This window comes from Novosphingobium terrae (assembly GCF_017163935.1).
GTDB lineage: Bacteria > Pseudomonadota > Alphaproteobacteria > Sphingomonadales > Sphingomonadaceae > Novosphingobium > Novosphingobium terrae.
On the sequence record NZ_JABVZR010000001.1, the window covers coordinates 1,334,867 to 1,360,295 of the forward strand.

At 65.1% G+C, this 25,429-nt stretch carries 23 protein-coding genes; 7 read left to right on the forward strand and 16 right to left on the reverse strand.

Features of this window, described 5'->3' with window-relative positions:
* Positions 1-31 precede the first annotated feature (31 nt).
* From HGK27_RS06255 to HGK27_RS06270, 4 genes are read right to left on the reverse strand one after another with little or no spacing between them, the layout of a single operon-like run.
* Positions 32-763 carry a COG4705 family protein gene (locus tag HGK27_RS06255; protein ID WP_206239638.1) on the reverse strand — a complete coding sequence of 244 codons (732 nt, stop codon included), beginning with the start codon at positions 761-763 and terminating at the stop codon, positions 32-34.
* Positions 760-3,792 (reverse strand): efflux RND transporter permease subunit, encoded by a 3,033-nt coding sequence (locus HGK27_RS06260; protein ID WP_206239640.1) that lies wholly within the window; start codon positions 3,790-3,792, stop codon positions 760-762. Before HGK27_RS06260 ends, HGK27_RS06255 begins: the two co-directional genes overlap by 4 nt.
* An 8-nt stretch (positions 3,793-3,800) precedes the next feature.
* Positions 3,801-4,820, reverse strand: a complete 1,020-nt coding sequence (locus tag HGK27_RS06265) for an efflux RND transporter periplasmic adaptor subunit (RefSeq protein ID WP_206239642.1) — start codon at positions 4,818-4,820, stop codon at positions 3,801-3,803.
* Complete coding sequence (locus HGK27_RS06270) at positions 4,817-6,166, reverse strand: TolC family protein (RefSeq protein WP_241126877.1); 1,350 nt, start codon at positions 6,164-6,166, stop codon at positions 4,817-4,819. The genes HGK27_RS06265 and HGK27_RS06270 overlap by 4 nt, the downstream gene beginning before the upstream one ends.
* A gap of 127 nt (positions 6,167-6,293) precedes the next feature.
* Between HGK27_RS06270 and HGK27_RS06275 the strand changes: the two genes are divergently transcribed.
* The gene (locus HGK27_RS06275; protein ID WP_206239645.1) at positions 6,294-6,974 is read left to right on the forward strand and encodes a winged helix-turn-helix domain-containing protein; all 681 of its coding nucleotides are present in this window, start codon (positions 6,294-6,296) and stop codon (positions 6,972-6,974) included.
* The gene (locus HGK27_RS06280) at positions 6,974-8,341 is read left to right on the forward strand and encodes a sensor histidine kinase (protein WP_206239647.1); all 1,368 of its coding nucleotides are present in this window, start codon (positions 6,974-6,976) and stop codon (positions 8,339-8,341) included. The genes HGK27_RS06275 and HGK27_RS06280 overlap by 1 nt, the downstream gene beginning before the upstream one ends.
* 77 nt (positions 8,342-8,418) lie before the next feature.
* Here HGK27_RS06280 and HGK27_RS06285 read toward each other — a convergent pair whose 3' ends face one another.
* From HGK27_RS06285 to HGK27_RS06300, 4 genes are all read right to left on the reverse strand, one after another.
* The gene (locus tag HGK27_RS06285; RefSeq protein ID WP_206239649.1) at positions 8,419-10,791 is read right to left on the reverse strand and encodes a TonB-dependent receptor; all 2,373 of its coding nucleotides are present in this window, start codon (positions 10,789-10,791) and stop codon (positions 8,419-8,421) included.
* Positions 10,792-10,817: 26 nt separating this feature from the next.
* Positions 10,818-11,534, reverse strand: coding sequence for a phosphatase PAP2 family protein (locus HGK27_RS06290; RefSeq protein WP_206239650.1), 717 nt, complete (start codon positions 11,532-11,534; stop codon positions 10,818-10,820).
* A gap of 312 nt (positions 11,535-11,846) precedes the next feature.
* Positions 11,847-13,208: a sensor histidine kinase gene (locus HGK27_RS06295; RefSeq protein ID WP_206239652.1), complete on the reverse strand. Its 1,362-nt coding sequence runs from the start codon at positions 13,206-13,208 to the stop codon at positions 11,847-11,849.
* A complete protein-coding gene (locus tag HGK27_RS06300) occupies positions 13,199-13,915 on the reverse strand; it encodes a response regulator transcription factor (RefSeq protein WP_241126879.1) in 717 nt (238 codons plus the stop codon). The genes HGK27_RS06295 and HGK27_RS06300 overlap by 10 nt, the downstream gene beginning before the upstream one ends.
* Before the next feature lie 128 nt (positions 13,916-14,043).
* Here HGK27_RS06300 and HGK27_RS06305 point away from each other — a divergent pair, with 128 nt between their 5' ends.
* Complete coding sequence (locus HGK27_RS06305; RefSeq protein WP_206239654.1) at positions 14,044-14,583, forward strand: DedA family protein; 540 nt, start codon at positions 14,044-14,046, stop codon at positions 14,581-14,583.
* Positions 14,584-14,654: 71 nt separating this feature from the next.
* The gene (locus HGK27_RS06310; RefSeq protein ID WP_206239656.1) at positions 14,655-15,326 is read left to right on the forward strand and encodes a LamG domain-containing protein; all 672 of its coding nucleotides are present in this window, start codon (positions 14,655-14,657) and stop codon (positions 15,324-15,326) included.
* Positions 15,327-15,335: 9 nt separating this feature from the next.
* Here the strand turns inward: HGK27_RS06310 and HGK27_RS06315 are convergent, their stop codons facing one another.
* On the reverse strand, positions 15,336-16,691 hold the full coding sequence (locus tag HGK27_RS06315; RefSeq protein ID WP_206239657.1) for an anti-phage deoxyguanosine triphosphatase: 1,356 nt from the start codon (positions 16,689-16,691) through the stop codon (positions 15,336-15,338).
* A 185-nt stretch (positions 16,692-16,876) separates the two neighbouring features.
* Between HGK27_RS06315 and HGK27_RS06320 the strand changes: the two genes are divergently transcribed.
* Positions 16,877-18,310, forward strand: coding sequence for a sensor domain-containing diguanylate cyclase (locus tag HGK27_RS06320; RefSeq protein ID WP_206239663.1), 1,434 nt, complete (start codon positions 16,877-16,879; stop codon positions 18,308-18,310).
* Between the two features lie 49 nt (positions 18,311-18,359).
* Here the strand turns inward: HGK27_RS06320 and HGK27_RS06325 are convergent, their stop codons facing one another.
* Both HGK27_RS06325 and HGK27_RS06330 read right to left on the reverse strand, forming a co-directional pair.
* Positions 18,360-19,127 carry a hypothetical protein gene (locus tag HGK27_RS06325; protein WP_206239665.1) on the reverse strand — a complete coding sequence of 256 codons (768 nt, stop codon included), beginning with the start codon at positions 19,125-19,127 and terminating at the stop codon, positions 18,360-18,362.
* Between the two features lie 31 nt (positions 19,128-19,158).
* A complete protein-coding gene (locus tag HGK27_RS06330; protein ID WP_206239667.1) occupies positions 19,159-19,602 on the reverse strand; it encodes a MerR family transcriptional regulator in 444 nt (147 codons plus the stop codon).
* Positions 19,603-19,670: 68 nt separating this feature from the next.
* On the opposite strand from HGK27_RS06330, the gene HGK27_RS06335 reads away from it, so the two are divergent.
* Complete coding sequence (locus tag HGK27_RS06335) at positions 19,671-20,411, forward strand: MauE/DoxX family redox-associated membrane protein (RefSeq protein WP_206239669.1); 741 nt, start codon at positions 19,671-19,673, stop codon at positions 20,409-20,411.
* 13 nt (positions 20,412-20,424) lie between these two features.
* Positions 20,425-20,805 carry a glyoxalase superfamily protein gene (locus tag HGK27_RS06340; protein WP_206239670.1) on the forward strand — a complete coding sequence of 127 codons (381 nt, stop codon included), beginning with the start codon at positions 20,425-20,427 and terminating at the stop codon, positions 20,803-20,805.
* Here HGK27_RS06340 and HGK27_RS06345 read toward each other — a convergent pair.
* From HGK27_RS06345 to HGK27_RS06365, 5 genes are all read right to left on the reverse strand, one after another.
* The gene (locus HGK27_RS06345) at positions 20,794-21,348 is read right to left on the reverse strand and encodes a DNA-3-methyladenine glycosylase (RefSeq protein ID WP_206239672.1); all 555 of its coding nucleotides are present in this window, start codon (positions 21,346-21,348) and stop codon (positions 20,794-20,796) included. The two genes, HGK27_RS06340 and HGK27_RS06345, sit on opposite strands and share 12 nt — an antisense overlap.
* 34 nt (positions 21,349-21,382) lie before the next feature.
* Complete coding sequence (locus tag HGK27_RS06350) at positions 21,383-21,814, reverse strand: MerR family transcriptional regulator (protein WP_206239674.1); 432 nt, start codon at positions 21,812-21,814, stop codon at positions 21,383-21,385.
* A 73-nt stretch (positions 21,815-21,887) separates the two neighbouring features.
* Positions 21,888-23,564 (reverse strand): long-chain-fatty-acid--CoA ligase, encoded by a 1,677-nt coding sequence (locus HGK27_RS06355; RefSeq protein ID WP_206239676.1) that lies wholly within the window; start codon positions 23,562-23,564, stop codon positions 21,888-21,890.
* Between the two features lie 41 nt (positions 23,565-23,605).
* On the reverse strand, positions 23,606-24,937 hold the full coding sequence (locus HGK27_RS06360; RefSeq protein WP_241126882.1) for an OmpP1/FadL family transporter: 1,332 nt from the start codon (positions 24,935-24,937) through the stop codon (positions 23,606-23,608).
* A 54-nt stretch (positions 24,938-24,991) separates the two neighbouring features.
* Positions 24,992-25,426: a DUF2147 domain-containing protein gene (locus tag HGK27_RS06365; RefSeq protein ID WP_241126884.1), complete on the reverse strand. Its 435-nt coding sequence runs from the start codon at positions 25,424-25,426 to the stop codon at positions 24,992-24,994.
* Positions 25,427-25,429: the final 3 nt, after the last annotated feature.

The window sequence follows — 25,429 nt, forward strand, 5'->3', positions numbered from 1 at the left end:
CTTTTGCAGAGGGCGTGGTCCAGCCTGTCCTTCAGGCCGTTGCTGCGGCCAGCGCGCGCTGGCGCTTGGCCACCGCCAGCGTGCAGAGCACAAACGCCGCCCCGGTCAGCGCCGTGGACAGCGGCAGGCCGATGTTGAGCAGATCGTTTTCGGCCACCCAGTCGCCCATCGATGTGCCTGCGGTGCGGGCCACGGCCACCACCACCCAATAGAGCATGAAGCGCAGCGGACCGCTGACCTGCCAGATGGCCACCAGCAGCACCAGCACGGCGCCCAGCCCCAGCGAGGCCAGCCCCTGGCCCACGGCATGCGAGCAGTAATCGCCCAGCACCGTGCCGAAGATGCCCGCCATCAGCATGGCGATCCAATAGGCCACGCCGGTGCTGGGCAAGGTGGTGTCATCCCCCTGAGCGCTCTTGCCCTTCAGCGACAGCGCCCCGAAGACTGCGATGATCGCGGCCAGACCAAGGCACACCAGCAGCTCGGGCCAGCGGATATGGTGGCGTTCATAATCGGCGATGTTGGTGGCGCCGGTGCGGATGATCACGATCACCAGCCAGTAATAGAGCAGGCGCGGTGCGGCATCGCGCTTCTCGGCCACAAAGACCACAGCGGCCAGCGCGGCCAGCACGGCGACGCCCGCCACAATGCCCAGCTTCAGCTCATGGGCATAGAGGTCGCCCATATTGGTGCCAAACAGGCTGGCCATGGTGATCGTCAGCCAATAGCGCAGGGATACGCGCGGCATATGCAAGGCGTTCATGAGGGTTCTCCGGAAGGGGGATTGTTTGTCGATTGGCCCAGCGCCAGCAGCAGCGGCAGCAGGCCCAGCACCAGCGGCGCGCCAATGGCGAGCCCGGCGATGATGGCGGTGGCGAGCGGCGCCTGAAGCCCGGCCCCCCGGCTGAGCCCCAGCGCCAGCGGCAGCAGGGTGAGGATGGCGATCAGCGCCGACATCACGATGGGCCGCAGCCGCGCCTGCCCCGCCGCCAGCAGATCGGCTTTGGTGAGGGCGCGGCCTTCAGGCAGTTCGGCCAGCAGGAAGATGGCCAGCTCGGTCATCATGCCCGCCACCATGGTCAGGCCCATCATTGCCGAGATGTCGAGCTGGGTGCCCGTCAGCCACAGGCCCATAAAGACCGCGCCGGTGGAGAGCAGCACCGTGGCCAGCACCGCCAGCGTGTAGCTCCAGCGCTCGAACATCAGCGTCAGCAGCAGGGCGCAGAGCAGCAGGGCCGCCACAAAGACCGTCGCCAGATCGTGGAAGGACTGCTGCTGCTGCGCATAAAGCCCGCCGTAATCGACGCGCACCCCGGCAGGCAGATGCAGCCCGGCGACGGTGGAACGCACCTCGCTCATCGCCGAGCCCAGATCCTTGCCCTCCAGCCGCGCCGTGACGGCGATAAAGGGCGCAAGGTTCTCACGCGTGATCTGCCGCTGCCCGGCCAGAATGCCGACCTGAGCGATGCTGCCCAAGGTGATCACCCGCCCATCGGCAGAGCGCAAACTCAGCCGCGCCAGAGCATCGGCCCGCCCGCGCAGATCCTGAGGCAGGCGCGCGCGCACATCGATCACCTGCTCATTGACCAGCAGATGGGTGGCGATCGTGCCATCGACCGCGCCGCCCAATTGCTGGGCCACCGCATCGGGCGTCAGCCCGGCCATGGCGGCCTTGCCGGGATCGACGCGGATATCGATGGCGTCACCCGCCACGCGCAGCCCGTCGACCACCTCGACCACGCCGTCGATCTTGCCGATGGCCTGCGCCACCTGCTTGGCCGATCCGGCCAGCTCCTCGGCATTGTCGCCATAGAGCTTGACCTCGATGGGCTGGGGCACGGCGGTGAGGTCGCCGATCAGATCCTCCATCAGCTGCGCGGTTTCGATCTCCAGACCGGGCACCTGCGTCTGAATTTTGCCGCGGATTTCGGCCATCACCTCATCGATGGGGCGGCGGCTGCCGCTTTTGAGGCGCACAAAGAAATCGCCCTCATCGGCCTCGCTCAGACCGCCGCCCAATTGCGCGCCGGTGCGGCGGGAATAGCTGGCGACTTCCGGCGTCTGGCGGATGATCGTCTCGACCTCGCGCAGCAGATGATCGGTGTCGGACAGGGCAACGCCGGGATGCGCCTTGTAGTCGATGATAAAGCCGCCCTCATCCATGGCGGGCATAAAGCCGCTGGGCAGATGCGCCCAGGCCAGTGCGCCCCCTGCCACCAGCAGCGCGGCCACCAGACCGGCCACCAGAGCAGGCCGTCCCATGGCTTTCGTGCCAAGGCGCAGATAGCCGCGCCCCAGAGCATCGGTCATGCGACCTGCGCGGTCGGCGGCGTGGGCGTCCTTGAGCGTCAGCCAGCGGTCGGCCAGCAGCGGCAGGGCATAGCGCGCATAGATCAGCGAGACGCCCAGCGAGGCCACCATGGTGACGGCCAGCGCCTGAAAGAAGCCGCCGGTGACGCCCGAAATAAAGCCCAGCGGAAGGAAGACCACCACCGTCGCCATGGTGGAGCCCAGCAGGGGGCGCCCCATTTCGCGCGCGGCTTCCAGCATGGAGGGGCGTTGCGCTTCGCCCTCGGCTTCCTGCAGGCGGCGCATCAGATGCTCCAGCATCACCACCGCGTCATCGACCACAAGGCCGACGGCGGCGGCCATGCCGCCCAGCGTCATCATGTTGAAGCTCATGCCAAGGCACAGCAGCGCCAGACAGCTGGCGGCCAGCACGGCGGGCAGCAGCAGCGCCGTCATCACCATCAGCCGCCATGAGCGCAGGAAGAGGAACAGCACCACGCCCGCCAGCACCGCGCCCAACAGGATCGCGTCGCGCACGGCATTGGCGGCGCCGGTCACCAGTTCAGACTGGTCGTAGAAGGTGGAGACCTGCACATCGGCAGGCAGACCGGCGGCCTTCATCCGCTCTTCCACCTGCTGCACCAGCTTGACGGCATCGGCATTGGGCGTCTGGCGGATGTTCACCAGCACGGCCTGCGTGCCATTTGCCGTCACGCGGGTCCAAACGGGCGCAGGGGCGCGGCGGATGGTGGCGATCTGGCCCAAGGTGACCACGCCCGAGGCGGCTTTCACCGGAATGGCGGCCAGTTCGGCCTCGCTGGAAATCTTGTTGTCGACCAGCGCCAGATAGAGGCGATGGCGGTCCTCGATCCGCCCGGCGGCGGCCACGGTGTTGGCAGCGGTAACGGCGCTGGCCACATCGCTCATCGTCAGGCCCAGCGCGGTGAGGCGCGCGGGATCGGGTTCGACCTCGACTTCAGGCGCGGCGCCGCCCAGCACATCCACACCGGCCACGCCGGGCACGGAGGCCAGCAGGGGACGCAAACGCAAGGTGGCCAGCTGCGCCAGCGACACCCCATCCATCTTGCGCGAGGTGAGCGAGAGACCCATCACCGGGAAGATCGTCGGGTCCGAGCGGCGCACGCGGAAGCGGGTGCCGGCGGGCAGATCGGGCTGGATCGTGGCCAGCGCGCCTTGGGTGGCCAGCAGCGCGGCGGGCATATCCTGCCCCCAGCCAAAGCCCAGCGCGATCTCGGCGCCGCCCCGGCTGGTGGTGGAGCGCAATGTGGTGACGCCGGGGATCTCGCGCAGCGCCACTTCGGCGGGGCGGGTGGTGTCGGCGGCCATTTGCGCGGCATCGCGCTCGCCCGCGTCGATGGAGATGACGATGCGCGGATAGTCGATATGCGGGAACAGCGCGACGGGCAGCTTCAGCGCCGCCGCAAGGCCTGCCAGCGTGACCAGCATCGCCGCCAGCCAGATGGAGCGGCGATGGATTTCCATCCAGCTACTCACTGCTCGCGCACCTTCATGCCATCATCGAGGCCCGAGGCGCCTTCGATCACCAGCCGGTCGCCCGGTGCGATGCCTTTGATGATCTGGATGGTCTCGCCCGAGGAATTGCCCGGCAGCACATCCTGCCGATGCGCCAGCCCGCCGCGCACCACGAAGACATAGCTCTTGCCGCCATCGTCCAGCAGCGCAGCATAGGGGATGCTGACGCCCTGCGCGGCATGCCCAAGCCCCAGCGCGGCCGTGATGGCCTGACCGGACACCAGCGCAAGGCCCGCAGGCACGCGGGCATAGAGCGAGACCTGATGGGTGGCCGGATCGGGCTGGCTGTCCACACCGCTGACGGTCAGATTAGCCTTGGGATCGGCAAGGCTGAGCGTCTGGCCCGGATGGATCTGGCGGGCCAGCGCGGGATCGACACCGAAACGCGCCTGAAGATCATGCCCGGTCGCCACGCTGGCCAGCAGGGCACCAGCGGCAAGCTGGTCGCCCGCGCGGGCGGTGAGTTTTTGCACCACGCCTGCATGCGGCGCGCGCAGCGTCAGACCGCTCGTGCCCATGCCGAAACGCGCCAGTGCGGCTTGGGCAGCCTGCGCGGCGGCACGCGCGGTTTCCACATCGGCATCGCTGGCCAATCCCTGAGCGCGTAGCCTTTGCGCGCGCTGGTACGCCGCGCTGCTGGCGGCGGCATCGCTGGAGGCCTTGGCCAGATCGCCCGCGCTGGCCCGGCTGGGCTTGAGCGTCACAATGGCCTGACCTGCCGCAACCTGCGTGCCGTTGGGGGCGAGAATGCGCTCCACCACCGCCTCGGCGGGGGTGACCAGCGAAAACTCGCCGCCCGGGCTGGGTTCCACCGTGCCATAGATCGGGGTCTGGGCGCCGATGCTGCCCATGCCCGCCACGGCGGTACGAACGGTGGCGGTGGGGTCTTCCTTCTTGGCGCCTGCCTCGTCATCGGCGGCGGCGCCTCCGCAGGCGGCCAGCAGGGCCAGCGGGATCAGGGCGAAAATCTGTTTCATGCTTGCCATTCCCGGCTAATTCCGCCCGACAGCAGTTCGAGGGCGATGGTCTGTTCGGCGATCTGTTGGTCGATCTGTGCCAGCGACATTTGCCGGTCGCGCAGGGTCTGAAGGGCCGTCAGCGCGGTGGCGCGGGCCAGATCGCCATGGCTGGCGGCAATTTCCGAGCTTTGCGCGAAAGAGGCGATGGCGGGCATGCGGGCCAGCAGATCGGCCTTCTGGCGGCGCAGATTGGCGAGGGATCGCACGGCGGCGGTGATCTCGGCGCGGGTCTGGAACTGGCGCGCTTCATATTCGGCCTGAAGCTGGGCGCGGGTGGCTTTCGCAATGGCGATGCCGCCGCGATTGCGGTTCCACACCGGCAGCGTGAAGCCTACGGACGGCCCCAGCGTGGTGTTGGCGCTGGTATCGCGCGATGCGCTCATGCTCAGGGACAGGTTGGGGAACTGGTCCAGCACGGCCTTGTGGACGCTGGCCTCGGCGCTGTCGTAACCGGCGCGCAGGGCGGCCAGATCGAGGCGTTGCTCCAGAGCCTTGGCCACCAGCGCATCGGCATCGGGGGCGGCGCGGGGATCACTCACCGGCGCCAGCTTCAGCACCACATGCGGCGGCAGGCCGAGCAGGCGGTTCAACTCTCCGCGCGCGGTCAGCAGATCGCCCTGCATGGTGCGCAGCTTGCTGCCCGCATCCAGCGCTGCCTGACGCCGTGTGTCGACATCCGCGCCCCCCAGATCGCCGCGCGATGCGGCTTGCATGGCGCTGGTCAGCAGAGCCTCGGCGGATTGGGCGCTTTGCTCGGCGAGGGTGAGCTGCGCTTCCAGAGCCGCGATACGCACGCCTTGCAGCCGCGCTTGACCTGCCACCTGCCACTCGGCCCAGGCCAGATCGAGCCGCACCTGTCGCTTGCTCGCCTCGCCCTGCTGGCGGATCACGCGGGTGCTGCGCAGCTGGCTGAGGTCCAGCGCGAATTGCGTGCCATAGGCGTTGTAGGGGTCGGGGCCGGCGATCAGCTTGTCGATGCTGCCCTGCACCTGCGGATCGGGCAGCAGCCTTGCGGCAAAGGCCTGCGCATCGGTGACACCCACCGCCACGCGCTGGGCTTTGAGGTCAGGATTTTCCAGCAGCGCGATCAGCGCCAGCGCATCGGGGGTGAGGGGCGCCTCCAGATCGATGCTCTGCGGGGTGAGATAGGGCCGCTTCAACGCCGCCGCATCGGCGGAAAGCACCGCGCGGTCGGGATCGGCCAGCACGGCCTCGGCCTTGCGCAGCGGCGCCGGGTGATAGCTGGCGCAAGCAGAGGTCAGCAGCGCCAGCCCGAGGAGGGCCAGCAAAGGATATCGTGACACGGGTCTTCCTTTCGGGGGCCTTATGGCGGGCTCCACATTGCCTGCCAGTTGGGCCAACATTGGGAATCGCCAACTTGCGCGGAACAGGGCACAAGAGGCATGGGCACAGGCCTGACATGAGGCCCCGATGAAACTGCTGCTGCTGGAAGATGACGATGCCACCCGCACTCAGGCCGCGCGCCAGCTGGCCGCCGCGGGCCATGTGGTGGAGGAGTGCCGCAACGGCCCCGACGCGATCTTTCTGGCCACCCAGGGCGATTACGGCGTGCTGATCCTCGACCGCATGGTGCCGGGGATCGATGGGCTTTCAGTGTTGAAAGCCTTGCGCGCGGCGGGGGTGCGCACGCCCGCTCTGCTGCTGACCGCGATGGATGGCATCGATGACCGGGTGGAGGGGCTGGAAGCGGGCGCCGACGATTATCTGGTCAAGCCCTTCGCCTCTGCCGAGCTGCTGGCTCGCGTCACGGCGCTGTCGCGCCGCCCGCCGATCGCTCAGGAGTTGGTGGTCAGCACCATCGGCGATCTCACGCTGGACCGGGTGAAGCGTACCGTCACCCGCGCAGGCAAACGCATCGATCTGCAAGCGCAGGAGTTCAAGCTGCTCGACTATCTGATGCGCCATGAAGGCAAGGTGGTCACCCGCGCCATGCTGCTGGAAAACGTGTGGTCCTTCCATTTCGATCCGCGCACCAATGTCATCGAAAGCCATATGAGCCGATTGCGTGCCAAGGTGGATCGCGGCTTCGGGCAGGAGCTGATCCAGACCGTGCGCGGTGCGGGCTATCGTATCGATGATCTGGCGCGCTGATGGGATTAGGCCGCAGGTTCCGCTCCTTTAACAGCGCGGCCTTCCGCTTCGCGCTGATCATTGCCGGGGTTTTCGCGCTGGCCTCCACGCTGCTGCTGGGCATGGTGAGGCATCAGGTCGGCCATTACGCCCATGAGGCCATGGCCGGATCGCTGACCGCCGAAACCCGCACATTGCTGGCCCATAAAAACGATCTGGCCGAGGAAATCCGTCGCCGCATCGCCGCCGACAGCGGGGGCACCTTTTCCTATCTGCTGCTCGATCCGCAGGGGCGGGTGGTGGCGGGGACGATTTTGCCTGCCGCCGCTCATGCCGGATGGGGCAAGGTGACGATGGTCGAGCGCGGACCTTTGGGCCGCCGCGTGGCCGAGCCTGAAGAGCTGCATATGCTGGGTACTCGGCTGAGCGACGGCTCGCTGCTGGTGGTCGCCACCGATGCTTTCGACGTGGACAAATTGAGCGGCCATATGGCGCGCTTCACCAAGCTGTGGGCCGCCAGCGTGACGGTGCTGGCGCTGCTGGGTGGCTGGGTGGCGGGCTGGTTCTTCCTCGCGCGCCTTGCCGATGCCAATGCCGCCATCGCACGGATCATGGCCGGGCGCACCGAGCAGCGCCTGCCGATGATCGGCTTCGCGCCCGAGCTGGACGATCTGGCCCGCAACCTCAACCGCATGCTGGACCGCATCGACGGGCTGATGGCGGGGTTGCGTCAGGTCTCGACCGATGTGGCGCATGATCTGCGCACGCCGCTCACCCGTTTGCGCCAGCATCTGGAGGGCCTGCAGGAGGAGGCGCGGGGCACACCCGGCATGGAATCCGGGCTGGAGGATGCTCTGGCCCAGACCGATCAGGTGCTGGGCACCTTCCGCGCGATCCTGCGTCTGGCGCAGGTCGAGGGCGGGGGCAGCCGCGCGCCTTTTGCCCCGGTCGATCTGGGGCGGCTTGCTGCGGCGCTGGTGGAAACCTATGAGCCGGTCGCCAGCGACAGCGATCATACGCTGGTCGCCCGGATCGGGGCAGGGCAGGCCATGGTGCTGGGCGATGGCGATCTGCTCGCCCAATTGCTGGCCAATGTGATCGAGAATGCCATCATCCACACCCCCGCCGGAACGCGGGTGAGCGTGGCGGTCAGTACGCAAGGCGGGCATGTTGCGCTGACCATCGCCGACAATGGCCCCGGCGTCACCGCGGACCATCGCCCTCATCTGGTGCGCCGCTTCTATCAGGCCGATCCCAGCCGCAGCGCGGGCAGTGCCGGTCTGGGGCTGGCCATGGCGCATGCGATTGCTCATCTCCATGGCGTGGAGCTGGAGATCGGCGATGCCCGGCCCGGCCTCACGGTCAGCGTGACATTTCCTCTGGCCTGATCCTGCGCCAACAAAAAAAGGGCCGGGATTGCTCCCGGCCCTCCTCCTTCGCGGCAAGGGCACGCCCGCGAAGGTGATCAGATCCGGACCTTGAGCGAAGCCTGATAGCTGCGCCGCGTTTGGAAGATGTAGAGCGTGGCAGCCCCGCTGCCCGACTGAGCCACGACGGGCTGGTTGTTGAGCAGATTGTTGACCGTGATCCCCGCCGTCAGATTGCCGTGGGTGAAGCTGGCCGACAGCACGCCGAAGCTGTAGGGAGCGATGCGCGTGGTGTTGGCGGCATCGGCCCACTGGCGACCGGTGAACTTGTGGAGATAGCTCAGCTTGAAGGGGCCATCGCCGAAGATCATGCCGGCCATGGCGGTGTAATTGGGCGCCTTGGTCAGCCACAGATGCGTCACGTCATCCAGCGAGGACATCACCGTGCCGTTGACGATGCCGGTCAGCCCCTTGGCCAGCACATAGCTGACCTGACCTTCAAGGCCCTTGTAGGTGGCCGGATTGGCGCTGACGGTCACCAGATTGGTGGTGGGGTCCATCGTGGTCGAGTTGCTGGCCTGAATGTAATAGCCGTCAGCATCGATGTTCAGGCGATCACGCGCGAAGACGAAACCGGTCTGATAGTTGGTGGTCTTGGTGGGCTGCGGGTTGAGCGGCACGGCGGCATTGGTGGCGCCGGCGGTCTCAAGGCTGGCCGAGAGCGATGGGATGATGAAGCCCTTGGCATATTGGAAATAGACCGAGAAGTCAGGCTTGATCAGATAGTTCGCCGTCGCATAGGGCAGCACGGGCTTGTAGCTCTGCTGGGTGGCGATGCCCTGACGGCTGCTCTGCGCGGCGATGGGCGTGTTGATCTTGCGGGTGAAGTCCATCGCCTTGACGCCCGGGGTCAGCGTCAGCTTGTCGTCGAACAGCTTGAAGGCATATTCGGCAAAGCCCTGGATCTGGTCCCAGCTCGTGTATTCGTCATATTTGATATAGGCCGGAACATACTGGCCGTTCAGCATGGTGTTGGCGGCCTTGTCGGTTTCCTTGTAGTTCCAGTTGGAACCATTGTTCATGATGTTGAAATTGAACGTGTAATCGCTGATCCCGCCCGCGCGGCTGGCGGTGGTGAAATCATAGTCGTAGCGATAGCGGTGCGACTGCGAATGCTCGTACCAGAAGCCGCCCTTCAGAATGCCCAGCGCATTCTTCCAGCTGACGGTGAAGATATCGCCCGTGTTGCGATACTGGTTGACCTTCGTATAGCCCGGGATGTCACCCGTGACGGTCTTGCCGCCACCGCCGCCCGCGCCGGTGCCGATGGCCTTCACATTGGTATAGCCCGTGCCGGTGCACTGATCCAGCGTGGAAAGCGTGGTGCAGGGCGTGCTGGCGTCTTCGGTGGAAAGGGTGAAGTTCTTGTAGAAATAGGTGTAGGCCTTGTTGTCGATGGTGATGTTGGGGCCCAGATCCCATTGCAGACGCGCGATTTCGAAATCGGTGGTCTTGATCGCCCAGTTCCAGTCAGAGCGGGCATTGGTGTAGCCCGAGCCGGCAGCCTGAGCCGGGCTGATCGCGCCGTAATTCTTGCCATAGGCCGCGATCTGCGCCGCCGTGGCGCCACCGGCGGAGTCCGCCGAGTGGAAGGGGCTCTTGTTGAAGCTGGAGAGCACCGAGAACTTCGCATTGTTGCCGATGGGCAGCTCGGCCTTCACAAAGCCGTTCACCCACCAGCCGCCCTGGTTGGTCAGCGCGCCATCGGTCTGCTTGTATTCGCCGACGCCGATGATCTTGAGGCCGCCCAGCTTGTCGATACGGCCCGAATTGACGGTGAAGCGGTCCATGAAAGTGTTGAAGCTGCCATAGACGAACTGGTCTTCGAGGAAGAATTTGTCGCTCAGTTCACGGCTGACGATATGAACCTGACCGCCATAGCTGGCCTGACCCAGATCGGTGGCGCCGCCCGGGCCGCGATCGACGATGATGCGTTCATAGGTGCCATTGGGGAAGTAGGAGGTCGAGTGGTGGGTGGGGTCGTTGGAGTCGGCGAAGGGCACGCCGTCGAAGGTGATGTTGTACTGGCCGTCCTGGAAACCGCGCAGCACGATCTTGGTGTCGGCCAGGCCCACGCCATTGCCGCTGCTGGGCGTGATCGAGGCGCCGGGCGTCAGCATCACCACCTGCGAGATGTCGGCGGTGGGCGCGACGCTGTTCTCGATGATCGAGCGCGAGACGATGGCCTGCGGCTCGAAGGTGTGGACCGAGGCGGTGATCGGCGTGCTGGTGTTCACCTTGGTGGCGGTGACCAGAATGTCGTCGGTGTTGCGGATCGGGCCTTCAGCCGGATCTTCGGCGGCAGGAGCAGCCGGAGCGGCAGGCACGGTGGCGGCATAAGCGGTGGTGCCAAGGCTCAGCGTGAAGGCGCAGGCGCCCAGCAGCAGAGCGCGGCGATAGGACGTGTTCATCAAGGTATCCCCCGGATTGGATAAGGTCACAGTTTGGAGAGTTCGGCCCGCGCGGCAGCGATCTTGCTGGCCAGACGCGGATCGTTGAACAGCTGCTCGGCGGCCAGCGTGCCGATCACATGGCTGGCCTCGGTGTCGCTGGCGAAATGGGCGCCGCAATATTGGCGGCTCAGCGCGTAATCATGGGCGCGTGCCAGAATGGCATCGGCCTTGTTCGGCATCAGCCGCGCCAGCATCCAGCCCACCGAATAGGCCAGCATCGAATGGCCCGAAGGATAGGCGCGGTCGGCAGGCTTGGCGCTGTCGGTCTTCTGGCCGCAGACGGCCAGGGTGGCGTCGATGCGGTAGGGGCGCGTGCGGTGGAAGTAGGTCTTGCCTTCGTCGGTCAGCACTTCGCCTTCGCTCTGCACCGTGGTCAGAAGCTCCCAGGTGGCAGGCAGGGTTTTGAGATCGACGCCGACAGCATCATTGTAGAGCGACGGGTTTTCATTCTTGCCATCGGCCCTGGCGCGGGCGAGGCGCTCGGGGCTGGCGCCGGCGATCAGGCGGTGCAGGGCGTCCAGCTCGCGCTTTTCCTCCGCCGAGCCGCGCGCAGGCGGGGCAGGCACGTTGAGGCCGGGCGCGAACAGTGCCGGGTCGAGATAGGTCAGATGATCGGCTTCCGTCTTGGCGGAAAGCGCGGGTCCGTAGGTTGCAAGGCAACAGGCCGCAAAAGCAGCCGTCGCCAACAGTCTGGCACGCATCGTGATGAAACCCCATTCGGTTTTCCGGGCCTTTATGGCCTGCGGAACGTTGAGTGGCGGGTAGGAAGCGCGTGTGACGGCTGTGTTACGATGGCCTTGGGAAGGCCCAACATTGCATGTTTAGAATGTTGGGCGGGCTAGCCGCGCAATGTGAGGCGATCCTGTTTGCATGGAGCTTGGCGATTCAATCGCACTCTTTCACCCACAGGTGGAGAGTTCTGGCGCAAGGGCAGGGCGCCTTTGCCCTATCGTCGGAAGACGGAATGGGAGCGCGAGGGGGTAACCCCCTCGCATTTCTCTTTTCCTGACCTTCTAACTGCTAACAGGAAACCGCAGCCGCACCATCAGCCCGGGGCGATTATCGACTAATTCCAGCGCACCATTGTGAAAGCGCATGATCGCCTGAGCGATGGCCAGACCCAGCCCGCTGCCCATGCTTTTATCACGCCGCGTGGCCCCGCCGCTTTCATAGGGGCGCACCACGCGCTCGCGCTCAGGCGGGAGGATGCCGGGGCCGTTGTCGGCGATGGTGATGGTGGCCTCATGACGCTCCACCGCGAGGGCGACGCTGGCCTGCGTTCCGGCGGGCGTGTGCAGCGCGATGTTGTCGAGCAGATTGACCAGCAGCTGCTGCACCAACCCGGCATCGGCCAGCACGGTGGCGGGCGGCAGAGGCGCCAGCGCCAGACGGCTGCCCGCGTCGGCGATCACCGGCTCCATGGTTTCGGCGACATCGAGGATCGCTTCGTCCAGCGCGAGGGGCGCCATGGCGGTGGGACGGCGCCCGGCCTCGATTTCAGACAGGCGCAGCAAAGAGTCGAAAATGGCGATGATAGAGCGGCATTCGCGCTCGGCCTTGTCGAGCAGGGGCCGGTCGGCGGCATGGGCTTCGGCCTCGGCCTGCAGCAGGCCGCGCAGGCGGGTGAGGGGCGTGCGCAGATCATGGGCGAGATGGCTGGCGAATTGGCGCTGGCTGCGCACCATCTGTTCCATCCGGTCGAGCATATGGTTGAGGCTGCCCGCCTGCGTCGCGAAAATGCCGTCGAGCCCGTCGAGCGAGATGCGGCGCGAGAGATCGCCCTGAGCGATGGCATCGGCCGCGCCCACGCTCAGGTCCAGCCGCTGGGCGATCTGGCGGGTCAGCACCCATGCGGCGGTGACCCCGGCCAGCCCGCCGACCACGATCAGCGCGATCAGGCCGATCAGCATCATCTCGCGCATGGTCGCATCGACTTCGCTGTGCTCGACGATCACCAGTCGACCGCCATCGGGCAGGCGCAGGCTGAGCGCGCGGCCCTGATGCCATTTGCGCGAATGGTCGCGGTAGATGGTTTCGGCATAGCCATCGGGCAGCGGCGGAATGTCCAGCCCATCGGCCAGCAGGCGGCCATCGGGGCCGTAGACAATGTGCCCCCGGCTCGCGAGGATCTTCTGGGCGCGGCGGTCGATCACCCGTTTGGCCAGCGTGGCGCTGTCATTGGGATAGCCCTTGAGGATCAGCTTGCGGCTTTCATGGGCCAGTGCGTCATCGGCCTCCTGCATCAGCTGATAGCGCGCGGCGAGGAAAGCGATGCCGCCTGCCACCCCCATCGCCAGAGCAAAGGCGAGGCCGACCTGCACCGCCAAACGGCCGATGCGGGGCGGGGTTGCGGGGAGGGCGGTGCTTACTTGCACAGGTCGGCGCGCAGCACATAGCCTTCGCCGCGCCTTGTCTCGATGGGGTCGCAGCCTAGCACCTGCAGCCTCGTGCGCAGGCGGGAGAGATTGCTTTCCACGATGTTGGTGGCCGGATCGAAGCTGTAGGCCCAGACATTCTCGATCAGCATGGCGCGGGTGACGATCTTGTCGGCATGGCGCATCAGATAGGCCATGAGCGAGAATTGCTTGCGGTTGAGTTCGATCGCCTCGGTGCCGAAGGTGGCGCGGTGGCTGGCGCTTTCCAGACGCAGGCGGCCTACGGTGAGGTCGCCCCCAAGCTCGCTGTTGTCTTCGGCCTTGTCTTCGGTTTTGCGTCCGCCGCGACGGCAGATGGCCACCAGACGGGCGCTGAGTTCGCTCATATCGAAGGGCTTGGCGAGATAATCGTCGGCCCCCGCCACCAGACCCTCGACCCGGTCCTCCACCGAGCCCAGCGCGGAGAGCATCAGCACGGCGGGCACCGGGCCTGCTTCGCGCAACCGGCCCAGCAATTCCACGCCATGGGTATCGGGCAGCATGCGGTCCAGCACGATGGCATCGAACTGCCCGCCGGTGCAGGCCTTGAAGGCAGCCTCGCCAGAGGCGGCCAGATCGGTGGCATAGCCGCGTGCCATCAGGCCGTGGCAGATCTGCCCGGCAATGGCTGGGTCGTCCTCGACCACAAGAACCCTGATTGCGCTCATGACAGGCGCGATCCTCTCACACCGTGGTGTGACGGTTTCGTGACGGTGAAACATCGCACGGCCCGTCGATCCGCGCTTCGCAGGCGCAGCATCTGATGCTAACGGCCCTTTTCCCGCAGGAGATGTGCTTGGAAGCCTTGATCGCCCGTTATGGCCTGATCGCGATCTGTCTTGGATCGGGAATCGAGGGAGAGCCCTTCGCTCTGGCGGGCGGGGTGCTGGCGCATCGGCGCTGGCTTTCGCCCTATGCGGTGATGGCGGCGGCGATTGCGGGATCGTTTCTGGTGGACCAGTTCTGGTTTCACCTCAGCCGCAATGCGCAGCGCAGCGGCGTGGTGCGCGCCATCGTCGAGCGGCCCGCCTTCCGCCGTGCTCTGGGACTGATCGAGCGGCATCCGGCGCGCTTCGTGTTGCTGTTCCGCTTTGCCTATGGGCTGCGCGCGATCACGGCGGTGGCGGTGGGCAGTTCGCGCATGCCGGCGCGGCATTTCGTGGCGCTCAACATTGTGGCGGCCACGGTCTGGGGTTCGCTGTTCAGCCTTCTGGGCTATGCGCTGGGGCCCGTGCTGGAACAGGCGGCGGCGCGTTACGGGGTTGGCGCGACGGCGCTGGCGCTGGGGCTCTCGATTGTGGTGGTGGCACTGGTGCTGCGGTTCAGTCGGCGCTGAAAGACTGGATCGGCAAGCGGTTTTGCGCCATGCTGTCTACCGGTGTCTATAAAAGATCAGGGAGAGGCAATGTGCGCGTGAACCGTCGCAATCTGGTGCTTGGGGGCGCAGCTTTGGGGTTGATGCCCGGTGTGGCACAGGCTCTGGCGGCGCCTGCTTCTCAGGAATGGCGGTTCGACAATCTGGAGCGCATCGGCGGCCATGCGGTGACACCGGTTGGTCAGCCGGGCCTGACCTCCAGCCCCTGGGGTCAGGCTGTGCTGTTCGACGGCGTGAAGGATGCTCTGCTGATCGACAATCACCCGCTGGCGGGCGCGAAAAATTTCACCTTCGAGGCGCTGTTCCGCCCCGATGGCGGCGCTTTTGCCCAGCGCTGGTTTCATCTGGAAAGCCTGACCGAACCGGAGCTGAAACCCGGCAGCGGCACCACGCGGATGCTGTTCGAGATTCGCGTGACCGATGGGGGCTGGTATCTCGATGCCTTCGCCACCGGGCCGGGCTACAAGCAGACGCTGATCGTGCCGACGAAGCTCTATCCGCTGGGGCAATGGCACCATGTCGCCCAGAGCTTCGACGGGCAGCATTACCGCAGCTTCGTCAATGGCGAGCTGCAGATGGAAACAGCGCTGCCTTTTGCGCCGCAAGGGCCGGGGCGCTGCAGCGTGGGGGCGCGGCTGAACAATGTCGATCATTTCCATGGCGCGGTGGCCATGGCGCGGTTTTCGCCTAGGGCTTTGCTGTAAGGGGCGCTGTTATAATTTGTCGAACACCGAACCCATGCGGGGGGCGAAAAGGCGCTCATAGGTGCGCAGCAGATGGGCGTCGGTCATGCCCGAGACATAATCGCAGATCACGCGCAGCGGGTCCGGCGCATTCTCCAGCTTCTTCTGCGTATCGAGCGGCAGGAAGGCCGAGGGTTCGGATTTCATCACCTCGAAGACGGCGATCACCATCTGCTGGCCCTTGAACTCCAGATGCTGGACGCTGGGGCTGCGGATCACCGTCTGATAGACAAAGGCCGTCACCGCATGGAGGAACTCGGCCACCGGGCGGGGCAGGGCGGCGCGGTAGCGCAGGCGCGGTTCGTCGAAGGCTTGATCCTCGGCGAAGCAGACCTTGGGGATCACGAAATTGAGGATGCGGTTGATCTGGTGCTTGCGGGTGCCGCCATCGCCGAACAGCTTTTTGCTCAGCGCCTTGTAGACATCATTGCCATATTGCCCGGGATATTGCGTCGCGAGGTAATCGAGCAGGCCCCGGCAGCGTTCGGGCGGCAGATGTTGGCGGAATTGCGCGGCATCCACCAGTTTCAGCGCCAGAGCATCCTCCAGATCATGGATGCCGAAGCTGATATCGTCGGCCAGATCCATGATCGAGCAGGCCAGCGATTTGTGGCGCGCGCGGCCATGCTTGCCCTCACGCGGATCGAAGCCGGTGAAGCGCTCGCGATCGGCGGGGGACAGCGGCGACAGCACCCAATCCACAACATCAGCTTCGCCATCCAGATAGCACTTGGGCGGCACGCTGGCATCGCGGTTCAGCAGGGGTGTGCCACTGGTGTTCTCCTGCATCGCCGGGCGCAGCGCCGGATTGGCCACCACGCTGTAGGCCACCGGATATTTCAGCACCCCCAGCATGGTCTCACGCGTCAGGTTCGAACCATGCTGCGCGGAAAACTTCTCCAGCCGGGAGAGGATGCGCAGGGTCTGCCCATTGCCCTCGAAACCACCATGCCCGCGCATGCAATAGTTGAGCGCCACCTCCCCGCCATGGCCGAAGGGCGGGTGGCCCAGATCATGGGTGCAGGCAATCGCCTGGATCAGCGCATGTTCGGGCAGATGCTCCAGCGCGGGGTGGCCGGGATGGTTGTGGCAGAGCTGCTTGATGAGCCCGCCCGCGATCTGCGCCACCTCCAGCGAATGGGTCAGCCGCGTGCGGTAGAAGTCGCTGTCGCCCAGATTGAGGATCTGCGTCTTGCCCTGCAGCCGCCGGAACGAGGCGGAATGCACCACCCGCCCGTAATCGACATCGCCTGCCGAGCGCGCATCGAAGCTCTTGGGTGTTTCGGGGGTTCTGCGTTCCAGCCACACGCCTTCCGGTGACACCATAACCCAAGCCTTCTTTCTGCGTGATCGCGTTGCCTCGCTGCTGTGGGGGATCGGCGCGCGCGGCGCAAGTGGCTGATCCGGCATCTCTTGTCCGTCATCCTTGCCAGCCTGTTAAACACATTTCAATCATCGATTTTAACCACTTAACAGGCATGGACCCGCGTGGAGGGATATGGAGTAAACAGGTGAAAGACTGGCAAGACCAGATCGACCGCCTGCTGGATGCCCATGCCTCGATCATCGCTGTGGCGGATCAGATCGATGCGGCATTTGAAGCGGTGGTCAAAGGCTCTTTTGTGGCGATGCCACAGGCCTCGGGTGCGGTGATCGAGATGCGCGACGGTGACGAGATCGTCTATCGCGCGGCCAGCGGCGCCATGCTGAAAGACAAGATCGGGCTGCGGCTGAAGCTGGCGGGCAGCCTTTCGGGCACCTGCCTGACCAGCGGCGAGCCGCAATTGTGCCATGACAGCGAGACCGACAACCGCGTCAACCGCGATGCCTGCCGGGCCACGCATGTCCGCTCGATGGTGGTGGTGCCGATCCCGTTTCAGGGCGAGAATGTCGCCGTGCTGAAGGTGTTTTCCGGCGCGCCCGAAGCTTTCTCGCAGGATGATGTGCGGGTGGCCTGCATGCTGGTGGCGCCCATCGCCTGCAGCATCGCCAGCGCGGCTCAGCTTGAAACCGCGCAGAGCCACAAGGCGCTGGCCCGTCGTTTCGAGGCGACCTTTGATCAGGCCGCGGTGGGCATGGTGCATGTCGATACCGCGGGGCGCTTTCTGCGCGTGAACGACCGCTTCTGCGCGGTGACGGGTCGCAGCGCGGAAGAACTCTACGCCTGCAATTTCCGCGACATCACGCACCCTGATGATCTGGCCATCGACCTTGAACAACAGGCCGCGCTGACGGCGGGCGAGATCGACCACTATCAGCTGGAAAAGCGCTATCTGCTGCCCGATGGCGGCGCGATCTGGACGTATCTCACGGTCTCGATGGTGGCGCTGGAGGATGGCACGCCCGATTTCTACCTCGCGGTGGTGGAGGATATTTCCCAGCGCAAGGAGGCGGAAAACCTTGCCCTGCGCGATGCGCTGACCGGCCTGCCCAACCGCCGTGCCATGCTTCAGCGGCTGGCGACCGAGATGGGCGGTCTGCCCGATGCGCCGCGCAGTCTGGCGGTGGCCTATCTCGATCTCGATCACTTCAAGCAGGTCAATGACCGGCTGGGCCATGCGGTGGGCGATGAATGTCTGATCGAGGTGGCCAAGGGCATTCAGGGCGCGATCCGCACGGGCGATACGCTGTATCGGATCGCGGGGGATGAGTTCGTGCTGCTGCTGCCCGGCGCCGGGATGGAGGATGTCGATGGCATTCTGCGCCGTCTGAACGATGCGATCGCCGCGCGCATCGCCCATGCCGACTGGCGTGTTGGGGTGAGTTCAGGCGCGGTGGTGCTGATGCCGGGCACCAGCGCCTCGGTGGAAGAGGTGATCAACGCCGCTGACCGGATGATGTATGAAATCAAGAAGTTCCGCGATCAGCTCGGCCATGATATCGAGGTCGACAAGCGCCATAAGGTACGCGCCTTCGATGAGATCGCGGCGGCGCCCCTCGGTTAGCTGATCAGCACCACGTTCATCAGCACCACGTTCATCAGTACCACGTCCATCAGCACCACAGGGCCTGCGCCTTGAGGTGCGGATTGGCGCATTTGGCAGGCGTCGGCAGTTTCTGACCCGCATGCCACAGGCCCAGCCTGCCCATCAGATTGGGCATTTCGGAATCGATCACCGCCAGCGGGTTGCCGTCGCCATAGCGGGTGGCGCTGCGATAGCGCAGCGCCTGCACATAGGTGCCCGTCGGCCCCGGCTTGCTGACGGTGATCCAGAAGCCGAAGGGGGCGTTGGAGGTCGGCTCGGCCCAGATGATGGCGCCGCGCAGGGGGCCGCTCTCGATATAGCGGATTTCCTGATTGTTGTTGTGCCCGGTGTTGGCGCGATAAGCCAAAGTGAAGCCATCCTTCGCCTTGTCATAGGTGAGGGCGGCGAAACCGATCCGCGCGTCATTGTTGACGGCCCGCGTGCTGGCCACGCCCACCAGCAGCAGCGGACTGCCTTCGCGTGGATAAACGATCCGGGAGTCGAAGAGGGAATGCGGCTCGTTGTAGATATCGTCCTTGTCGGCGGAGATTTTCAGCAGATCGGGCAAAGCGGGGGAGCAATGATGCCCGCCATCCTTGCTGAGGCAGAGCTTGATCACACCGGGCACAGGATCGCCATCCATCACCGGATCGGGCACATCGGGGCCCTGCGTCGCGGTGAAGCGCCATGCCGAGCCGGGCCAGTTCAGCGAGGCGATCACGCCCTGTTTCGCCATGGCCGCAGAGCCTGTGCAAAGCATGGCCGCCATGGCCAGCGCCGAACTCAGCTTAAGCATGCTCATCCCCTTACTTTTCATGGCTTTTCTATCAGCGGACTTGATGTTCGCCAAGCGGTGTATCGCAGGGGCGCGTCTCGAAGGCGGCGATGATCGGGCAGGGGCCTGCGCCCCCGTGCTCGCAATCGTGCGCCAGCCTTGAAAGCGCATCACGCGCCGCCGTCAGCTGAGCGATCTGGGCATCGAGCGCGGCAATCCGCCCCTGCGCCATGCTGCGCGCCCGGGCGCGATCCTGCGTGCTGTCCAGCGCGATCAGCTCGCCGATCTCCTCCAGCGTAAAACCCGCCGCCTGCGCCTGACGGATGAAACGCAGCCGCCGTGCATCCGCTGCGCCATAGCGGCGGATGCTGCCGCCATGGCCATGCGCCGGGCCTTGCTCCGGCACCTCCAGCAGGCCCTTGCGCTGGTAGAAGCGCACGGTTTCCACGCCGACGCCGCCCGCGCGGGCGAGGGTTGAAATCGTCATGTCACTCATGCGCTTGACTCCGTACCATGGTACGGAGCGTATAAGGCGGGCCTGTCCAACTGGAAAGACCCCGTGCCATGCCTTCATCTGCCCCTACTGCCACGCTCTACCGCATGGTGATGCCCGGCCATATGTGCCCCTTCGGCCTGAAGGCGCGCCATCTGCTGCGCAGCAAGGGCTATGTGGTGGAGGACAAATGGCTCACCACCCGCGAAGAGACTGATGCCTTCAAAGCCGCGTATGATGTGAAGACCACGCCGCAGATCTTTATCGGTGGCCAGCGCATCGGCGGGCATGACGATCTGCGCCGCCATCTGGGTCTTGCCGTGGCCGATCCCAAGGCGACCAGCTATCGGCCTGTTATGGCGCTGTTTGCGATCACGGCCTTGATGGCGCTGAGTGTCAGTCAGGCGGTCTCGGGCACGCCCTTCACCATGCAGGCGGCGCAGTGGTTTATCGGCTTTTCGATGTGCGTGCTGGCGCTGCTGAAGCTGCAGGATATCGAGCGCTTTTCCACCATGTTCCTCAATTACGACCTGCTGGCGCGGCAATGGGTGCCCTATGGCCGCATCTATCCCTTCGCCGAGGCGCTGGCAGGTGTGCTGATGGTGGGCGGGGTGTTGACGTGGCTGTCCGCGCCCATCGCTCTGTTTATCGGCGGGATCGGGGGGATTTCGGTGTTCAAGGCGGTCTATGTCGACAAGCGCGAGTTGAAATGCGCCTGCGTCGGCGGATCGAGCACCGTGCCCTTGGGCTTCCTTTCCCTCACCGAGAATGTGATGATGGTGGTGATGGCACTGTGGATGGTGCTGCGCTGAGGAAGAGATGCTTATGCCCGAAGCCGAGATCACCTTCGAACGGACCATCCCGATCCTGCGCATCTTCGATGTGGCCAAGACGCGGGAGTTCTATCTCGACTTTCTCGGCTTCAGCGTGACGATGGAGCATCGTTTCGAGCCCGATCTACCGCTCTATATGGGGGTGGAGCGGGCCGGGCTGGAGCTGCATCTCTCCGAGCATCACGGCGATGCCTGTCCGGGCTCGACGGTCTTTGTGTGGATGCGCGGCGTGCGGGCCTATCACGCGGAGCTGACGGCCAAACGCTATAACTATGGCCGCCCCGGCCTTCAGGCGTTGCCATGGGGCGATCAGATCGAGGTGCATGATCCCTTCGGCAACCGCATCCGCTTCTGCGAAACATCAGACCGGTAAGGGCTTGCTCAGCCATGGCGAGCCCTTCAGGCAAAAGCGCCACGGCGTCTCCACCCCCTTGCTGATGCCGATGCGCGGGCCGGCGATCACCTCCACCTTTTCGCCCGCGATAAGGCGGAACGGCGGCTGATCCAGCGGGTGGCCATAGAGGCTGTGATCCACCCCGAGCGCCTGCGTCAGTTTGCCCGGCCCGGAGCAGAGCTGGCGCTTTTCGGCAAAGCCGCGCCGCTCGATCATCGCCGCCACCCCGCAGACCGGTTCCAGCGCCCGGATCAGCACCCCGCGACCCTTGCCGCAGCCCATATTGAGGCACCAGTGAAGCCCATGGCTGCGGTAGATATAGGTGTGCCCCGGTGGCCCGAACAGGCTGACGGTGCGCGGCGTGGGGCCGCGAAAGGCATGGCTGGCCGGGTCGAGCGGATCATAGGCCTCGGTTTCGACAATGACCCCGCCCACGCCGTTCACCAGCAGGGTCACCCCGATCAGATCGTGGCCAACGGAGGGGGAATCGCGGTCGAAGAATGCGGCGGAAAGATCGGTCATCGCGAGGTGAAAGCGTAAGGCACCGGCCCGGTTCCTATTCCCCGCTGTAGGCGTCGCTTTCCGCCTCGATGGCGCGCAGTTCGATCAGCGTCTTGTCGATGGCCTCACGCTGATGCTCCAGCTGGGCGATGCGCTTGCGCACCTGGCCCAGCAGCATCTGGTTCTGCTCCACATGCTGCGGATCGGCATCGTAGAGATCGAGGAAGTCTTTGATCTCCTTGATCGAAAAGCCCAGCCTTTTGCCGCGCAGGATCAGCTGCATGCGCGCCACATCGCGCTTGGCATAGATGCGGGTGTTGCCCACGCGCTGCGGCTCGATCAGCCCCTTGTCCTCATAGAAGCGCAAGGTGCGGTGCGTGACGCCGAGATGCTCAGCCACCTCCTGAATGCCGCGCAATGACGAGGCAGGGCGGGGGCCGCGGGTGGATGGCAGCGGTGTGCCGGATGTGTGGGCAATCTCGTCCATGGCGTCCCTTCCATGCCTGATCGATGCCGTAATGATGGTTAACCTAAGCGTCAATGCGGAGTTTGGAGCGACTTCAGCCCGGTTTCTCGCGCTTCAGCCGCTCTTCTTCCACCAGCTCCTTCTTGGACAGCTTGCCGACCATGGTCTTGGGCAGGCTGTCACGAATTTCCACCTCGCGCGGCAGCTCGATGCGGTTGAGCCAATCCTCAAGGAAAGCGCGGATTTCCGGCGGGGTGACAGTGTACCCCTCATGCAGCTTCACGAAAAGCTTGGGGGCCTGCCCGCGATAGGGATCGGGCACGCCGATGGCGATGGCCTCCTCGATGGCGGGATGCTGATAGGCCGCTTCCTCGATCACGCGGGGATAGACGTTGTAGCCGCCGCACAGGATCATGTCCTTCATGCGGTCGATCAGGAAGAGATAGCCGTCCTCGTCGATATAGCCGATGTCACCGGTGCGCAGCGCGCCATCGACGAAGACCTTCTCGGTTTCCTCAGGCTTCTTCCAATAGCCGGCCATCACCTGAGGACCGCGCACGCAGATCTCGCCCTTTTCGCCCACGGGCAGCACGCGGCTGGGGTCTTCCATATCGCGGATCTCGATCAGCGTGCCGGGGAAGCGCCGCCCGCAGCTGTTTTCCTTAACGAGGCCATCCACCATATTGCAGGCGACGATGGGCGAGGCTTCGGTCAGCCCATAGCCCTCGCAGACATGCGCGCCCATCAACTCCTCAAAGGTCTGGCGAACATCCAGCGGCAGCGGGGCGCCGCCGGAGATACAGGCCCGCAGGCCCGAGAAATCAGGGCGCTGCTCCTCCGGCAAAGCGTTCAAAGCGATAAACAGCGTGGGCACACCAAAGAACAGCGAAGGCGGCTTGCGCTTGATGGTCTCAAGGAATTGCCCCATCTCGAAACGCGGCAGCAGCACCAGCTCGGCGGCAATCTCCACCGAGAAATTAAGCACCGCCGTTAACGCAAAGACGTGGAACATCGGCAGCACCGCCAAGGTGCGCTGAGGTCCCTTCAGCCCCTTGCCGATATGCGCCCGCTGCTGCAGGGCATTGGCGGTCAGGTTGGCATGGGTCAGCATCGCGCCCTTGGGAATGCCGGTGGTGCCGCCGGTGTATTGCAGCACCGCCAGATCGCCGGGCAGCACCTCGACGGGATCATGAGGCTCGCGCCGCTCGACCAGCCGGTTGTAGGCGATATGCAACCCGTCTTCGGTGAAATGGGCATGTTCGCGGATTTTCAGCACGCGCCAGCCCAGAGACTTCATCGCGGGCAGGATCGCGGCCATCGGGCACATCACGATCTTCTCGATGCCCGCACCCGGGCCAACCTTGCGCACCTTCTCATGGATGGCGGCGATATCGGGCACGGCCACCATGCGCGCGCCGGAATCGCGGAAGATATGCTCCATCTCCCGCTCGGTGTAGAGCGGGTTCATATTGACCACCACGGCCCCCAGTTTCAGCGCGGCAAAATACAGCACGATGAAATAGGGCGTGTTGGGCAGACACAGGACAAAGCGATCCCCCTTGGCCAGCCCCAGATCCTGCAGCCCGCGTGCCGTGCGCTCCACCAGAATGCCGATGTCCTTATAGGCCCATGTGCGGCCCAGAAAATCGACGGCGGGGCGCTCGGCATGCTCAAGCACGGCATGGTCGAGGAAATCGGTGACCAGCCGGGGCTCGAACTCCCAATTGTGCGGGATGGGTTCGACCTGAGGAAGAGGGGCTTTGGTGGCCATGGGAGGGGAATCGCCTTGCTTTGCTGTGTCGGGTGGGGTCGTCAGAAACTCAGACGCCCGCCCAGCGAGAAGATGAAGACATGCGGGGAATTGACCGTGCCGCTCACCAGAATGGGCGTCTGCACCACAGTGCCCGCATAGGCGGCGGTGGTGCGGTTGACCGGCGCATTGTCGAGCGTCAGATAGTTGAAGGCCGCGTCGATCTTGAAGGCCTTGCCGATGGCATGGGTGCCGCCAAAGGCGAAGTTCCAGCGGTTGCTGTCCGGCACGCGGGCGTCGCGCTGCTCGCCGCGCACGGGGGTCATGTCACGCTGCACACCGGCGCGCACGGTCCAGGTGGGCGAGAGATCGGCATCGAAGCCTGCCGCATAGCTCCAGGTGTTGCGATAATTCTCGGGCATGGCGGTGTTCAGAGGCGAACCCAGATAGATGTTCTGGAACTCGCTCCAGCCGAAGCGGGTGACGCTGCCGTTCAGGGTCAGGCCGGGCGTGATCTTGTAGCGCGCGCCCATGTTGAGCTGCCAGGGCGTGGTGAACTTCGCCGTGGTGTTGAGCGTGGTGTTCTGCCCCGCCAGCGGCCCCAGCAGGCCGCCGATGGTGACCGAACCATCCAGCGTATGGGTGATCGCCGACTTGTAGCTGATGCCAAGGCTCAAGGGCCCATGGCGATATTGCGCGCCCAGCGAATAGCCGACATCCCAGCCGCTGCCCTTCAGCGCCTGACTGCCATCGGGCAGCAGCGGCGAGAGATTGGGCAGGGCATTGCTGAGATAGGCGCTGGCCCGCTCGACATTGACCGCGGCACCCAGGCTGAGGCCGGGCGCCACTTCCGCCGCGATGGAGGGCTGGATATCGATGGTGCGCAGGCGGGTGGTCATCGCGGTGTAGCGCGCCCAGCTGGTCGTCGAATATTGCGTGGTGAAGTTGTAAGGCGCGGTGATCGACAGACCCAGCGAGAGATGCGAGCCGATGCCATGGGCGATCGCGCCCGAAGGCAGCACGCCATTGTTGATGGGATTATGCGTCGTCTGGTCGCCGCCCACAGCGGCGGGAGCCTGACCCGGGCGCACGATCAGCGTGCCGGTGTTGGTCACATCGGCGCGTGGCAGAATGGCCGTTACGCTGATCGCGGCGCTGCCGCCTTCCAGCCCGCCGATGGAGGCCGGGTTCCACCAGAGGCTTTCGGCCCCCTGATCGGCCACTTCGCCCGAAAAGGCGCGGCCCGAAGCTTTGGTCGATTGATCCTGAAGATAGAAGCCCCCGGCCAGCGCGGGGGTCGCTCCCAGCATGGTGCCCACAAGGCTGCCGGCCAGCAGCAGACGGCGATTGTCAGAGGTCGGCTTGCGCCGACGGGTGGCAAATGCCTTCATCATTCTTCTCCCAATATGGGGGTGGCCCGTTGACCGGGCTCACCCAAACTTTTGATTTTACTTGATGCGTTTCCAGGTCTGGCTCTTGCACAGCGGCCAGACGATGCAGCCTTTCACATTGAGCGTATCGGAATCCATAACGGTGATCGTGGCCTTGTACGTGCCTCCATCATCGGCGTTGTAGATGGTGCCCTTGTCCCAACCCCAGGGCATCTGGCGGAAATCGCGCAGGATCTCGATGCCTTTGAGGATGCGGCTGCGCTGGGCCTCATTCTTGTTGTAAATGTCGCGCAGGTCGGAATTGGCGCGGATGCCCTCGGAATCGACCAGCGTGCCGCAGATCGATCCGCCGCAATGGCGAATTTCCACCACGCCCTGTTTGGTCGGCGTGGCCCAGCGGCCGATCGCCGTGTTGGCGGTGCCGCCGGTGGGCGCGGCCGCTGGTGCCACGCTTTGGGCCATCAGGGCTGCTGCCATCAGCATCAGGCTCATGGG